Source organism: Actinoallomurus sp. CA-150999 (assembly GCF_050942425.1).
Taxonomy (GTDB): domain Bacteria; phylum Actinomycetota; class Actinomycetes; order Streptosporangiales; family Streptosporangiaceae; genus Actinoallomurus.
In genome coordinates this window covers 2,946,547-2,960,231 of record NZ_CP192063.1, presented here as the reverse complement: position 1 = coordinate 2,960,231, position 13,685 = coordinate 2,946,547, and the positions used below count along the sequence as shown (strand labels likewise).

The following is a 13,685-nucleotide window of genomic DNA, read 5'->3' as shown; positions in this document are numbered from 1 at the left end:
GTACCTGCGCAGCTTAGCGTGTTCCTTGTTCGAGGCCTCGAACCTCCCGTCCTCACCGACCCGAGGTTCGTCACATGACCGTTCAGACTCCCCTGGCCGCGCCCGCGGATCAGGGCCACCCCCGCCGTACCCTCATCCTCGCCCTGATGGCCGCCTGCGCGACGATGACCGTCGCGCTCGTGGCGGCCATCAACCTCGCCGTGCCGAAACTCGCGGCGAGCTCCCTGCACCCGTCCGCGGCGCAGCTACTCTGGATCGTCGACGCGTACGTCATCGTCTTCGCCTGCCTACTCATCCCGGCGGGCGCGGTCGGCGACCGGTACGGCCGCAAGGGCGCCCTGCTCGCCGGCCTGGCCGTCTTCGCGGCGGGCTGCGTCGCGTCGGCGCTCGCCCCGGACGTCGGCGCGCTGATCGCCGGCCGCGCCGTCACGGGCCTCGGCGCGGCACTCGTCATGCCCGCGACACTGTCGCTCACCGTCCAGGCCTTCCCACCACGGATGAGGGCACAGGCCATCGCCTCCTGGACCGCGGCCACCGGCGTCGCCGGGATCATCGGCAACATCGGCGGCGGTCTCGTCCTGGAGTACCTGCCCTGGCAGGGGCTGTTCTGGGCGGTCGCACCGATCATGCTGATCCTGCTGGCGCTGTCCGCGCGGATCGCGCCCCGTTCCGAACGGCACCCCGCCGACCTCGACCTCGTCGGCTGCGGCGTGCTGATCCTCGCGTTCGTCGCCCTGCTCTACGGCATCATCGAAGGACCGGAACTCGGCTGGTCGTCCTGGCCGGTGCTGGGCGCGTTCGCCGCGTCGGCGCTGGTGCTCGGCGTCTTCGTCGCGTACGCGCTGCGCGCCGCGCATCCGCTGATCGACCCGCGGATCTTCCGGGTCGCCCGGTTGCGCTCCGGCGTCGCCGGCATCACGGTCACGTTCTTCGGCCTGTTCGCGCTGTTCTTCGTCAACGCGCAGTACCTGCAGTACGTGAAGGGCTTCTCGCCGCTGCTGACCGGCGTGGCGATCGGCCCGCTCGCGATCGGCATGATGGTCGTCTCGCGGCGCAGCGTCGCGCTGGCGTCCCGGTTCGGCGGCCGGCGCGTCGTTCTCGCCGGGATGCTGGCCATCGCCTGCGGGCTCGGCCTGCTGTCGACCACCGGCCCCGGCACGCCGTACGCCCTGTACGCCGCCTACCTGGTACTGATGTCGATCGGCATGGGACTGGCCACCCCTGCCCTGTCCACCGCCGTCATCGGCGGGTTGCCGCCGTCGCGGGCTGGCCTCGGCTCCGGGCTGAACGGCGCGGCACGTGAGGTGGGCAGCGCGCTCGGCGTGGCCGTGCTCGGCACGATCCTCAGCACCCGGTTCGCCGCGCGGCTGCCGGCCGGCGTGCACGCCCACGCGATCGGCCAGGCGCTCGCGCGGACCGGCCCGGACGCGCACGCACCGATCCTGTCGGCGTTCACCGACGCGATGGCGGCCGGGTACCGCGTGATCGCCCTCGTCGTGCTGGCCGCCGCCTTCATGGTCGCGTTCTGGTACCGGCCGGCGGAGAAATGATCTAAAGTCACGATATATCTCGTTAGGAGGTTGACCCATGCCACTCAGCCCTGCCCGCGGTGTCGGGCGCGCCCTGGCCGACCGCCTGTTCGTCCGCGGCACCGTGACGGACGTCGACCAGATCACCCGTCGGATGCGCCGGATCACCGTGACCGCGCCGGGGCTCTCCTGGACCCCCGGCCAGCAGATCCGGGTGGCCGCCGACGGGCTCCTGACCCGCCGCACGTACTCGGTCTGGGACTACGACGGCTCATCCCTGGAGCTGTGCGTCCTCGACCACGGCGATGGACCGGGCGCGCGCTGGGCCCGTACGGTCCGGCCCGGCGACGACGTCGTCTTCAGCGGGCCGGAGGGCACCTTCGTGACCCGGCCGTCGCCGTACCACCTGTTCGCGGGAGAGGAGACCGCGTCGGTCGCCTTCGGGCCGATGATCCGCGCGCTCGGCGACGCTCCCGTGTACGGCGTCATCGAGGCTGACACACCGGACGACCGGCTGCCGGTGAACCTCACCTGGCACTACCGCGAAGGCGCTCCCGCCGCCTCTTCGGCCACGTTGCTCACGGCCGTCCGCGACCTCGACCTCCCGGACGAACCGGGCACCGCCTACGTCGCCGGCGAGGCGCGCACCGTCCAGGCCGTCCGCGACCACCTCGTCCGCGAGCGCGGCTGGCCCCGGCGCTCGGTCCTCACCAAACCCTTCTGGACACCGGGCAAGAAGGGCCTGGAATGACCACACTTTCCGGCGATCGCGTCCGCACCTGCCGGCGCGTACGGCCGACGCCGCACTTGCGCTCACGGAGGCATGTCCCGGGCCCGTTCGCACACAAACTCGAGCCCACCTGGCAGTTTCCGCAGGTGGTAATCCGCGCACCGGACCGTTTGTGTGTGAACGGCGACCCTTACCGCCTGGGTGGGCGCGTGGAGCCCGCCGCGAGGATAAGGACCCGTTGCGTCGAGCGCACGACGTACGCTGGGTGCCGGAACACGTCCTCCCAGGAGAAGCGCAGCAGCCGCCAATCCGCGAGCGTGCACGCGTTGCCGAGGGTGCGATCACGAAGGTACGCCTTGCGGTCGCGGTGATAGGCGAAGCCGTCCGCTTCGACGATCACGCGCAGGTCCGGCCAGGCGAAGTCGACCGTCGCCAAATGGCGCCCGCTCGCCGCGCGCATCTCATACTGGGTTCGCGGCGGCCTGATCCCCTGCTCGATCAGCAGCATCCGGAGGGCGGACTCCAGGACCGACTCTGAACCCGGATCGCAGCAGTCGAGGACGTGGCGCAGCCGCCCGGCCCCGCGCCCGCGTGCCTCGTTCGCCGCATGCCGCAGGTCCGCTGAGGAGACCAATGCCTGTCGTACGGCCGAGTCGGCGATGACCACCGCCTCGGCCGGCTCGAGCGTTCGGGCGCAGTCGAGGACCGTACGGAATGGTGTGGTGACGGGAAGGCCGTCGACACGCGTGACCTCGGTTGGGCTCAGGTCGGAGCGATGGACGAAGCACCCGGGATGGGTGACGCGAGCGCGGTTTCGCCCGACGGTGATGTGACTGTCCGGGCGATGCGCCATCTCGATGCCGTGTATGGCGGCGGCCGCGTCGTGGGAGACCACACCGCCGGTCGCCAGCACCGCCAGCCTGGTCAGCCCGACGCCGCCCGCCGTCCCCAGGCAGTACACCTTCTGATGCGCTCGCAAGATCCGCCCGTCGGCGAGAGCCCGCGTCAACGCGGACTTCGAGACTCCGGCGGCCAACATCGTGCGGCGATGGGCCACGCCGCCGTTCGCGGTGAGGAAGTCGACGGGATCCACGAGCGAACAGGATCGTCGCACCCGGTCCTTGATCGTGCGGCTTCCCGAACTTCCGCCCCGCCAGAGACACGGCGGAACGGCGCGGCGGGCCGACGCGGGGGCTCGTCGAGCCCGGTTTCGGACCCGTTCGCACACAAACCGAACCCACCCGCCTGTTTCCGCAGGGGCATATCCCCCCACCGGGCCGTTTGTGTGCGAACGGCACCGCACCACCGTTCAGCGTGCGGAGACGGGCTCGCCGCCGTCCCGGCTCGTCTCCGGGAGGGTCACCTCGTTCGGTATCGCTCCGCCGAAGCGGCGGTCGCGGCGGGCGTACTCCTCGCACGCCTGCCAGAAGTGCCGGCGGTCGAAGTCCGGCCACAGGATGTCCTGATAGACGAACTCGGCGTACGCCGCCTGCCACACCAGGAAGTTGGAGCTGCGCCGCTCGCCCGACGGGCGCAGGAACAGGTCCACGTCCGGGATCTCCGGGCGGTACAGGTAGCGCGCGAAGACCTTCTCGTTGATCTTCTCCGGGCGGAGCTTCCCGGCCTGGACGTCGCGGGCGATGGCGGCGGCGGCGTCCGCGATCTCGGCCCGGCCGCCGTAGTTGACGCAGAACTGCAGGGTGAGCACCTTGTTGTGCTCGGTCATGCGCTCGGCGTCCTCGAGCTCCTTGATGACGCTCCGCCACAGCTTCGGGCGGCGCCCGGCCCATTGGACACGGACGCCCATGGAGTTCAGCTGGTCACGGCGGCGGCGGATCACGTCGCGGTTGAAGCCCATGAGGAACCGCACCTCGTCCGGCGACCGCCGCCAGTTCTCCGTGGAGAAGGCGTACGCCGACAGGTACGGCACGCCGAGCTCGATCGCCCCCATGATCACGTCGAAGAGGGAGTACTCCCCCATCTTGTGGCCCTCCGTGCGCGGCAGGCCGCGGTCCTTCGCCCACCGCCCGTTGCCGTCCATGACGACGGCGACATGCCGGGGGATCAGATCCTTCGGGATGGCGGGCGGCCGTGCGCCGCTCTCGTGCGGGTCCGGCGGCTGTACGCCCCTCATGGTCCGGTGCTCTCCTCACTCAATGGTCATGTCCAGCGTCCGCCGTGGAAGGGCGCGGCCTCGTCCCTCGGCCACGGCGGCGCCTCGCGCCCGGGCCCGACGGTCGCACTCGGCTTCTCACTCACTCCGCGGCCACCCTCGTCCCTCGGGCGATCATTCCGCTCGCTCGGCACCTCGCGCCCGAGCCCCACGGTCGCACTCGGCTTCTCACTCACTCCGCGGCCACCCTCGTCCCTCGGGCGATCATTCCGCTCGCTCGGCACCTCGCGCCCGAGCCCCACGGTCGCACTCGGCTTCTCACTCACTCCGCGGCCACCCTCGTCCCTCGGGCGGCCACTCCGTTCGTTCGGCGCCTCGCGCTCCACGTGCCTGAGGGAGCGGATCCCGTGCTCCAGATGCCACTGGAGATAGGCCGCGACGAGGCCGCTGCACTCGAGCCGATGCCGCGACTCGCTGCGGTCCGCGCGCTCCCAGTCGCCGCGCAGCAGAGCGATCATCAGACCGACCGTCGCCTCGGCGGGACTGGCGGACCCGGGGGGACGGCAGGATCCGCACACCATACCGCCGGCCGCGATCGCGAACGCCCGGCCCGTACGCTCGCCGCAGCGCGCGCACTCCTCCAGCGACGGGGCGTAACCCGCGATGGCCAGCGAGCGGAGGAAGTAGGCGTCGAGGACGAGGCGGGGATCGTGCCCGCCCTCCACGAGGGTGCGCAGCCCGCCGACGACCAGCAGGAACTGCCGGAGCGCCGGCTCCTTCTCGATGGGGGTGAGTTTCTCCGCGGTCTCCAGCATCGCCGTGCCCGCGGTGTAACGCGGGTAGTCGGTGACGAGGCGCTCGCCGTACGGGCGGATCGTCTCGGCCTGCGTGATCAGGTCGAGGGAGCGACGCTCGTACAGCTGCAGGTCGACGTGGGTGAACGGCTCCAGCCGGGCGCCGAACCGGGACTTGGTCTTGCGGATGCCCTTGGCCGCGGCCCGGACCCGTCCGCTGCGGCGGGTGAGGATCGTCACGATGCGGTCTGCCTCACCCAGCTTCTGGGTACGGAGGACGACGCCTTCGTCACGATAGAGACTCACCCGCCCATTGTCCCGCAGATGCCGGGTGGAACCGGCAGGAACCCGCTACGGTCCAAGGTCGTTGACTTGACGATCACACCTAAAGGCTCGTACGAGCCGACGTCTCAGGAGACAACGTGACCTGCTTCTTCGACGCTTCACACGGCCCGGCCACCCAGGACATCACGTGGACGCCGCAGTGGGGGTCGCCGCGCCCCGTACGCTGCTGTGCGGCGTGCGCGCAGCGCTGGATGGAGTACCTCCAGGCGCAGAGCGGATACCCGCAACCGGGTTACCCGCAGCAGGGTTACCCCCAGCCGCACGGCTACCAGCAGGGGTACCCGCAGCAGGCCTATGGCTACCCGGACCGTGACTACGACCACCACCACGGGCAGCGCCAGTACGGTCTCGGCACTGTGGCGGCCGCGGGTGCCGCGGGTTTCGTCGGCGGCATGGTCGTCAACGAACTGCTGGACGACGATGACGACCACGAGCATGTCGAGGTCATCGAGCACGTCGTCGTCGAGGACAACGACTACGACGGTGGCTACGGGGGCGATTGGTGACGAAGCGCCCACCGTTTCACAGCGGAGGCGACCTCTGACGGACCGTGACCGGATGCGGCCCGTGTAACGCATGGCCGGGAGGGCACGCACGTGGGAGCGTGACCCCATGAGATGCGCAATCATCCCGCCACACGTCCTGGACCACATCGCCGAGCACCACGATGAGGAGCGGCTGCGCGAGCTCGCGCAGCGCACCCTGGTCATCGACCACGGGCAGCGCCGGACACGCGCGGCCGCTCAGCTGATCTCCGCGGCGGAGCCGACCACCGGGCCGGCGACGGCGAAGCGGACGATCCACGACGCCAAGCACCAGCAGACGCTGCCCGGCAAGACCGTCCGGTCCGAGGGCGGCCCGGCGACGGGCGACAAGTCCGCCGACGAGATCTACGACTGGCTCGGCGTCACCTTCGACTTCTACCGCAGCGCGTACGGGCGTGACTCGATCGACGGCGCCGGGCTGCCGCTGGTCGCGACCGTGCACTACGCCGTCAACTACGACAACGCCTTCTGGGACGGCTCCCAGATGGTCTACGGCGACGGCGATCAGCAGATCTTCACGACGTTCACCGGGCCGCTCGACGTCACCGGTCACGAGCTGACCCACGGGGTCACCCAGTACTCCGGCGGGCTCGACTACTCGGGGCAGAGCGGCGCCCTCAACGAGTCGATATCGGACGTCTTCGGCTCGCTGGTGAAGCAGTACCACCTCGGCCAGACCGCGGACCAGGCCGACTGGCTGATCGGCCAGGGCATGTTCGCCGCCGGGGTGCACGGCGTCGCGCTCCGCTCGATGAAGGCCCCGGGCACCGCGTACGACGACCCGAACCTCGGCAAGGACCCACAGCCCGCCGACATGGCGCACTTCGTCAAGACGTCGAGCGACAACGGCGGCGTCCACATCAACTCCGGGATCCCCAACCGCGCGTTCTGCCTGGCCGCGACCGCGATCGGCGGTCACGCGTGGGAGAAGGCCGGGCGGGTCTGGTACGAGACGATCACCAGCCGCCGGGTGCCCACGAACGCGGACTTCGCGACGTTCGCCGGCATGACCGTCGAAACGGCGGGCACGCTCTTCGGCGTGAAGAGCCCGGAGAGCGACGCGGTACGCGCGGCGTGGACGACCGTCGGCGTGGCGATCGCGCCGGCCGCCGGCGCGGAGATCGCGTGAAGGTTTCCGTCACCCGCAGCGGAGGGTTCGCGGGGATGGTCCGCCGCGCCGAGATCGACTCGGCGGACCATCCCGCGGCTGCCCGGCTCGTCGACGAGATCGACTTCGGTGGTGTGCCCGAGCCGGCACCGGCCGCCGATCGATTCGTGTACGACGTCGAGGTCGGCGATCGGACGGTGCCGGTCGCGGAGGCGGACCTGCACGGCCCGCTCCGCGAACTCGTCGACTACGTCCTGGCCCACGGCCGCTGATCGCCCCTTCTGAGGGCGCGGGCGGCCGGGCCGTCCGCCCACCGGATCGCGGCGGCCGGACGGCAGGTCTTCGATGGGATCAGTGGGCCGCGCGGTTGACGGCCGACAGCACGGCCTTCAGCGAGGCGGTCACCGTGTTGGCGTCGATGCCGACACCCCAGAACACCTGGTCGCCGACCTGGCACTCGACGTACGCGGCGGCCTTCGCGTCGCTGCCCGCCGACAGGGCGTGCTCGGTGTAGTCGAGCACCCGGGCCTCGATGCCGACCGTGGCCAGGGCGTTGGTGAACGCGGAGATCGGGCCGTTGCCGATGCCCTCGATCTCGCGGATCTCGCCGTTCATCCGCAGGTCGACGTTGAGGACGTCCTTCTCGTCGACACGGGAGCTCGCGCGGTGCGCCAGCAGGCCGGCACGCGGCCCGTTGGTCAGGAACTCCCGCTCGAAGATCTCCCACATCTGCTCCGGCGTGACCTCGCCGCCCTCGCCGTCGGTGTGCTCCTGGACGACGCGGGAGAAGTCGATCTGCAGCTTGCGCGGCAGGTCCAGGGAGTGCTCGGTCTTCATGATGTAGGCCACGCCGCCCTTGCCGGACTGGCTGTTGACCCGGATCACCGCTTCGTACGACCGGCCGACGTCCTTCGGGTCGATCGGGAGGTACGGCAGCGCCCAGCGGAACTCGTCCACCGGCACGCCGGCCGCCGCCGCGTCGCGCTCCAGCGCGTCGAAGCCCTTCTTGATGGCGTCCTGGTGGGAGCCGGAGAAGGAGGTGTAGACGAGGTCGCCGGCGTACGGGTGCCGCTCGTGCACCGGGATCTGGTTGCAGTACTCCACGGTGCGGCGGATCTCGTCGATGTCGGAGAAGTCGATCTGCGGGTCGACGCCCTGGGAGAAGAGGTTCATGCCCAGCGTGACCAGGCAGACGTTGCCGGTGCGCTCGCCGTTGCCGAACAGGCACCCCTCGACGCGGTCGGCGCCCGCCATGATCGCCAGCTCGGCGGAGGCCACGCCCGTACCGCGGTCGTTGTGCGGGTGCACCGACAGCGCGACGTGCTCGCGGCGGGACAGGTTGCGGCTCATCCACTCGATCTGGTCGGCGTAGACGTTCGGCGTGGACCGCTCGATCGTGGACGGCAGGTTGAGGATGATCTCGCGGCCCGGGCCCGGCTCCCAGACGTCCATGACCGCCTCGCACACCTCGAGCGCGAACTCCAGCTCGGTGTCGATGAAGATCTCCGGGCTGTACTCGTAGCCGAAGTCGCAGTCGCCGAGGTACTTCTCGGCGTACTTCATGACGTGCTGGGTGCCCTGTACCGCGAGGGCCTTGCACTCGTCCCGGTCGATGCCGAAGACCACGCGCCGGAACAGCGGCGCCGTCGCGTTGTACAGGTGGACCGTGGCCCGGGGCGCCCCGACCAGCGACTGGACGGTCCGCTCGATCAGCTCCTCGCGCGCCTGCGTGAGGACGGAGATCTGCACGTCGGCGGGGATCCGGTCCTCTTCGATCAGCTGGCGGACGAAGTCGAAGTCGGTCTGGCTCGCCGACGGGAAGCCGACCTCGATCTCCTTGTAGCCCATGCGGACCAGCAGCTCGAACATGGCCAGCTTGCGCGCCGGGCTCATCGGGTCGATCAGCGCCTGATTGCCGTCACGCAGGTCGGTGGACAGCCAGCGCGGCGCCTCGGTGATCGTCTTGCTCGGCCAGGTACGGTCCGGCAGATCGACCGGCTTGAACGGGGTGTACCGCCCGACGGGCATGGGACTGGGCTGTTGATTGATTCGAGGATTCATGAAAGGGGTGCTCCCGGAACAGATGCCTGCGGCCGACGGTCACGCCGAAGCCCCGCGACGAGGGAGCCGACCTGTTACAGGCCCCCGCCGCGGCCGCTAAGGAGGAGCAGCTCGCACAGCACGTCGTACAAGCTAACAGATCGCACCCAGAGCATCCCAACCGGTCCCACCTGATGAGACGTCGCACCGAGGTGCATCGCACCTCGGTGCGCTATCCTCTAAAGGAGAAGGAGGGCCGACATGACGACGCGAGCCTTCACCGTACGGGTGTCAGAAGAACAGGCCGAAGAGCTTGAGGCGATCGCCGCTGCAGAGGGCACTTCGGTCGCCGAAGAGGTGCGCAGCGCCCTTTCCGAGCGCATTGAGGCGCGCCGCAAGGACAAGGAGTTCCAGGCGCGACTTCGCGCAACCATGGAGCGCAACCGTCGTGTACTTGACAGACTTGCGGAGTGACGCTCCGTTATCTCGACCTCGCCGACCTGCTCATCATCGCCGAAGCCGTGCTGGAGACGCCCGCCGAGAAGCTCGCGTACTCCAGCCGGTTAACTCTCGCGGAGTCGGCCGCCCATGCCCCGGCGGCCAGTTACGACGGCATCGACTTCTACCCGGATCTGCCGACAAAGGCCGCCGTCCTCTGCGTTCATCTCGCGAAGAACCACCCGTTTCCGGACGGGAACAAGCGCGTCGCGTTCCTCGCCATGATCGAGTTCATGGAGCGCAACGGCTACCACTGGACCCCGCCCCCAGGTGACGAGGATGGAGAGGTCTCGGCCCAGATCATCCTTGACGTCGCCGCCGGTCCGGTGACAGACCGCGTCATCGCCGATCTCGCTCGCTGGATCAGCGAGCGCGTCGGCATCAGGGGATGAGGACGGAGAGGCAGGTCACGCAGCCTTCCATCTTCTCGAACTCGCTGATGTCCACGACCGACACGTCGTAACCCTCGTCGCGGAGTTGCTCGGCGGTACGCGGGGCGGACGCGGCGATGAGCACCTGCTTCTCCCCCAGGACGACCACGTGCGCCCCGGAGGGTTCCGGCGCCACGCGCAGGCCCGGCAGCGCCGAGGTGTCGACGCAGTCGGGGTTGCCGATGAGCGTGCCGTCCGGGAGGACCGTCATCGCGGTCTTCAGGTGCAGGCAGCCGCCGAGGCCGACCGAGACGACGTGCCGGCCGCGGGTGCCGAGGAGCCGGGGCAACTGGCAGATGGCGTCCTCGTTCGTCCGGCCGGAGCGCCCGACGTAGACGGTCGTGCCGACCTGCAGCACGTCACCGCCGTCGAGCGTGCCCTCCCCGTCGATCCGGGCGACCTCGAGCCCCAGCTCGGCGACCGCCTGCTCCATGGACTCCACCTCCGCGCGGCGCTCCGGCGCACCGGGCCGGGCGAGCACGGCCAGGCCGCCGCAGACCACGACCGTGTCCTCGACGAACACCGCGTCCGGCAGGTCGTCGGCCGCCGGCAGCTCGCGGACCCGCCAGCCCGCCGACTCCAGGGCGGCGACGTACGCCTCGTGCTGGCGGGCGGCCAGATCGGCGTCGACCGGAGTCCGGTCGATATGGGTCACGAGCCCGTCGCCCAGGCGCGGGCTCGGACGCCGGACCAGAGCGGTGCGCACGGTGGGCTCCTCGGATTCCAGCACGGACGGCTCCTGCCAGGTCACGGCGCTCCCCCCGTACGGGGACGCCTGCGGTCGTCGCACTTCGGACACGGCGCTCACTCGCGCGGCCCCCTCGGGCCTTCCGATACGGCGCTCACGGGCAGCCCCCTCGGCGCTTTCGGGACGGCGCTCGCTCGTGCGGCGCCCTGGAGGGTCGGGCTTTCCAGGTGGCGCTCACTCGCGCGCGGCCCCCTCGGTGGTGGCGATCACGCCGAACGCGTGCGCCGGCGTGAGGCCCAACCAGCCGGCGACCATGCGCAAGGCCTGGCGCTCCGCGTCGCTGAGCGCCCCGTCGGCCAGGGCGATGCGGACCGTCTGGGCCAGGAACCACTCCCGGGCCTCGGTCGTGAGCTGCGCACCGGCCGTGGCGATCGGGTCCTCCACGTTGTGGGGCGGATTCTCGAGGTCGGACTGGAGCGCGTCGTCGTCGAAGTCGGTCTCGCCGTACCCGCGGACCGCCTCGACCGCGCGGCCCCGCGCTCCGGAGTCGGCGGAGTCGCCCGCGCCGAGGACGATCACCGTGGCGGCACGCATCGCCACGGGGAGGGCGGCCTGCATCTCCTGGACCGTCGGCAGGCGCAGGGCCCCGAGGTTGAAACGGTTACGGCAGGTCGCGCACTCGACGATCTCCCCCACGCGGGTCAGGGGGATCACCGGCAGGAAGAAGAGCGTGAACCATCGGCGGGCCACCCGGTGCCGATAGTGCCGGTCACCTCCACAGTGTGGACAGTGAAAGTCACCTTCGCCCACGGTCCGGAAGAACACGGCGAACCCGAAGATCAACAGCACGGGCGACCTCCTCCTGTATCAGCCTGATATCGGAGAATATCCACCCGGGCGTTGAGCTCCGGCAGAGCGGCGGTGGCTCCCGCTCCGTCGCGGCCGGTGGCGACGACGGAATCTCCGATGTTTCCCGGCCTCCTGCGCCGCCGGACGTTAGGCTGCCGCGCCATGACCACCCCGCCTGATGACGACAGCCGGCCCGACGCCTCGCCGTCCACGCCTCCCCGCTCCGACACCCGGAGGGTACGCGCGGCGGCCCCGGACGCCGCAACGGGTCCGGATGGCGCGGCCTCGCCGCGACCGCCTCAGGCGTGGTTCACACCGGCGCCGACCCCTGCCCCCGAGCCGCCGCCCACAGCGCCCGCGCCGACGCCGGCCAAGAGCCTGGGCGAGTACGTCGACGTCCTGCTGATCCCTGCGGCGGCCCTGCTCCTCCTGTCGATCTTCCTGCCGTGGACCACGTGGAGCACCCCGGACCTCGGCCGGAGCGTCCTTCAGGGCATCACCCCACCGCAGAGTCACCTCTCCTACGGGATGTCCGGCGCGCAAGGAGAGATCGTCCTCCTCGCCGGCATGGCCGCGCTGAGCCTCGCCCTCGCGGGCCAGGCCGTCAACGAACGCTTCGTACCGTACGCGGCGATCCCGGGCGCCCTCGGCCTCATGGCGGTCTTCCACCGAGGCGTGACCCTCGGCGACAGCGGAGTGACCGAGTCGATCGCCTGGGGATTCTGGATCGCCGTGCTCGCGTCGGTGGCCGTCCTCGCACTCGGCCTGGCCGCTCTCGCGCGCCGGCACCCGGAGTCGTGACGCCACTCCCCGCGCCGCCCACTCGGTCGTAGCAGCCCGGCCGACCCGCGCCACCCCGCTCGGTCGTAGCGGGCCCAGCCGGACCGCGCCGTACGCTCACTCACAGCAGCCCGGCCGGCGCACGCCACACGCCCAGCCGGCGCACGCCACACGCCCGGCCGACCCGCACTGCACGCTCGGTCGCAGAAGCCGGCCGACCAGTGCCGCAGACTCAGTCGTAGCGGCCCAGGGGACCCGCGCCGCACGCTCAGTCGTAGAAGCCCAGGCGGCGCAGTTGTTTCGGGTCCCGCTGCCAGTCCTTCGCCACCTTGATCCGCAGGTCGAGGTAGACCTTGGTGCCGAGCAGCGCCTCGATCTGCTTGCGGGCGCGAGTGCCGACCTCCTTCAGCCGGGCGCCCTTGGGCCCGATGACGATGCCCTTCTGGCTGGGCCGCTCAACGAAGAGCCACGCGTGGACGTCGATCAGATCGTCACGGTCCTCCCGAGGCTTGATCTCGTCGACGACCACGGCGATCGAGTGCGGTAGCTCCTCCCGTACACCCTCCAGCGCGGCCTCGCGGATCAACTCCGCCACGAGGATCTGCTCGGGCTCGTCGGTCAGCTCGCCTTCGGGGTACAGCGGCATGCCCTCGGGCAGCCGGGCGACCAGGAGGTCGCTGACCACGTCGAGCTGGTAGTCGGACTCGGCGGAACACGGCACCACGTCGGCCCACTCGCCGAGCCGGGAGACCTTCAGCAGTTGCTCGGCGACCTGCTTCCGGTCGGCGAGGTCGGTCTTGGTCACGATCGCGATGACCGGGGTCTTCTTCACCTGGGCGAGCTCCGCCGCGATGAAGCGGTCACCCGGCCCGACGGGTTCGTTCGCGGGAACGCAGAATCCGATGACGTCGACCTCGGTCAGCGTGGAGCGGACCAGGCTGTCCAGCCGCTCCCCCAGCAGCGTACGGGGCTTGTGCAGCCCCGGCGTGTCGACGATGACCAGCTGCGCGTCCGGCCGGTGCACGATGCCCCGGATGGCGCGACGCGTGGTCTGGGGCTTGTTGCTGGTGATCGCCACCTTCGTCCCCACCAAGGCGTTCATCAGCGTGGACTTGCCCACGTTGGGACGCCCGATGAAGCAGGCGAACCCGGATCTGAAACGAGTCGATGTCTGGGGCGAGGTCACACCGTCGATTGTCCCGTATTCATCGCCCCGCTCCGACAGCATGTTCGGC

General features: G+C 70.5%; 14 protein-coding genes and 1 pseudogene. 8 read left to right on the top strand and 7 right to left on the bottom strand.

Features of this window, described 5'->3' with window-relative positions; translation table 11 throughout:
• Nucleotides 1–74 precede the first annotated feature (74 nt).
• On the top strand, nucleotides 75–1,550 hold the full coding sequence (locus ACQP2O_RS14090) for an MFS transporter (RefSeq protein WP_433184013.1): 1,476 nt from the start codon (nucleotides 75–77) through the stop codon (nucleotides 1,548–1,550).
• Between the two features lie 37 nt (nucleotides 1,551–1,587).
• The gene (locus ACQP2O_RS14085; RefSeq protein ID WP_433184010.1) at nucleotides 1,588–2,280 is read left to right on the top strand and encodes a siderophore-interacting protein; all 693 of its coding nucleotides are present in this window, start codon (nucleotides 1,588–1,590) and stop codon (nucleotides 2,278–2,280) included.
• A gap of 169 nt (nucleotides 2,281–2,449) precedes the next feature.
• Here the strand turns inward: ACQP2O_RS14085 and ACQP2O_RS14080 are convergent, their stop codons facing one another.
• The 3 genes and pseudogenes from ACQP2O_RS14080 to recO form a co-directional block, all read right to left on the bottom strand.
• A complete protein-coding gene (locus tag ACQP2O_RS14080; protein WP_433184007.1) occupies nucleotides 2,450–3,352 on the bottom strand; it encodes a DUF559 domain-containing protein in 903 nt (300 codons plus the stop codon).
• A gap of 216 nt (nucleotides 3,353–3,568) precedes the next feature.
• Nucleotides 3,569–4,393: an isoprenyl transferase gene (locus tag ACQP2O_RS14075; protein ID WP_433184005.1), complete on the bottom strand. Its 825-nt coding sequence runs from the start codon at nucleotides 4,391–4,393 to the stop codon at nucleotides 3,569–3,571.
• A 356-nt stretch (nucleotides 4,394–4,749) separates the two neighbouring features.
• Nucleotides 4,750–5,472: pseudogene (gene recO / locus ACQP2O_RS14070) on the bottom strand (DNA repair protein RecO); the annotation flags it as partial.
• Between the two features lie 116 nt (nucleotides 5,473–5,588).
• Between recO and ACQP2O_RS14065 the strand changes: the two are divergent.
• The 3 genes from ACQP2O_RS14065 (at nucleotide 5,589) to ACQP2O_RS14055 (ending at nucleotide 7,436) form a co-directional block, all read left to right on the top strand.
• Nucleotides 5,589–6,017, top strand: coding sequence for a hypothetical protein (locus ACQP2O_RS14065; protein WP_433184004.1), 429 nt, complete (start codon nucleotides 5,589–5,591; stop codon nucleotides 6,015–6,017).
• A 106-nt stretch (nucleotides 6,018–6,123) separates the two neighbouring features.
• The gene (locus tag ACQP2O_RS14060; RefSeq protein WP_433184001.1) at nucleotides 6,124–7,185 is read left to right on the top strand and encodes a M4 family metallopeptidase; all 1,062 of its coding nucleotides are present in this window, start codon (nucleotides 6,124–6,126) and stop codon (nucleotides 7,183–7,185) included.
• Complete coding sequence (locus ACQP2O_RS14055) at nucleotides 7,182–7,436, top strand: protealysin inhibitor emfourin (protein WP_433183999.1); 255 nt, start codon at nucleotides 7,182–7,184, stop codon at nucleotides 7,434–7,436. Before ACQP2O_RS14060 ends, ACQP2O_RS14055 begins: the two co-directional genes overlap by 4 nt.
• A 79-nt stretch (nucleotides 7,437–7,515) precedes the next feature.
• On the opposite strand, the gene leuA is transcribed toward ACQP2O_RS14055, so the two are convergent.
• Complete coding sequence (gene leuA / locus ACQP2O_RS14050; protein ID WP_433183996.1) at nucleotides 7,516–9,225, bottom strand: 2-isopropylmalate synthase; 1,710 nt, start codon at nucleotides 9,223–9,225, stop codon at nucleotides 7,516–7,518.
• Nucleotides 9,226–9,465: 240 nt separating this feature from the next.
• Between leuA and ACQP2O_RS14045 the strand changes: the two genes are divergently transcribed.
• Both ACQP2O_RS14045 and ACQP2O_RS14040 read left to right on the top strand, forming a co-directional pair.
• On the top strand, nucleotides 9,466–9,678 hold the full coding sequence (locus ACQP2O_RS14045) for a ribbon-helix-helix protein, CopG family (protein ID WP_433183993.1): 213 nt from the start codon (nucleotides 9,466–9,468) through the stop codon (nucleotides 9,676–9,678).
• Nucleotides 9,675–10,094: a type II toxin-antitoxin system death-on-curing family toxin gene (locus tag ACQP2O_RS14040; RefSeq protein WP_433183990.1), complete on the top strand. Its 420-nt coding sequence runs from the start codon at nucleotides 9,675–9,677 to the stop codon at nucleotides 10,092–10,094. The genes ACQP2O_RS14045 and ACQP2O_RS14040 overlap by 4 nt, the downstream gene beginning before the upstream one ends.
• On the opposite strand, the gene ddaH is transcribed toward ACQP2O_RS14040, so the two are convergent.
• Entirely contained in the window at nucleotides 10,084–10,884 is an 801-nt protein-coding gene (gene ddaH / locus ACQP2O_RS14035) for a dimethylargininase (RefSeq protein WP_433183987.1), read from the bottom strand. The two genes, ACQP2O_RS14040 and ddaH, sit on opposite strands and share 11 nt — an antisense overlap.
• A 171-nt stretch (nucleotides 10,885–11,055) precedes the next feature.
• Nucleotides 11,056–11,670: a zinc-ribbon domain-containing protein gene (locus ACQP2O_RS14030; protein ID WP_433183984.1), complete on the bottom strand. Its 615-nt coding sequence runs from the start codon at nucleotides 11,668–11,670 to the stop codon at nucleotides 11,056–11,058.
• A 162-nt stretch (nucleotides 11,671–11,832) separates the two neighbouring features.
• Here ACQP2O_RS14030 and ACQP2O_RS14025 point away from each other — a divergent pair, with 162 nt between their 5' ends.
• Nucleotides 11,833–12,471 (top strand): hypothetical protein, encoded by a 639-nt coding sequence (locus ACQP2O_RS14025; RefSeq protein ID WP_433183981.1) that lies wholly within the window; start codon nucleotides 11,833–11,835, stop codon nucleotides 12,469–12,471.
• Between the two features lie 247 nt (nucleotides 12,472–12,718).
• Here ACQP2O_RS14025 and era read toward each other — a convergent pair whose 3' ends face one another.
• Nucleotides 12,719–13,636 (bottom strand): GTPase Era, encoded by a 918-nt coding sequence (gene era, locus ACQP2O_RS14020; RefSeq protein ID WP_433183978.1) that lies wholly within the window; start codon nucleotides 13,634–13,636, stop codon nucleotides 12,719–12,721.
• Nucleotides 13,637–13,685: the final 49 nt, after the last annotated feature.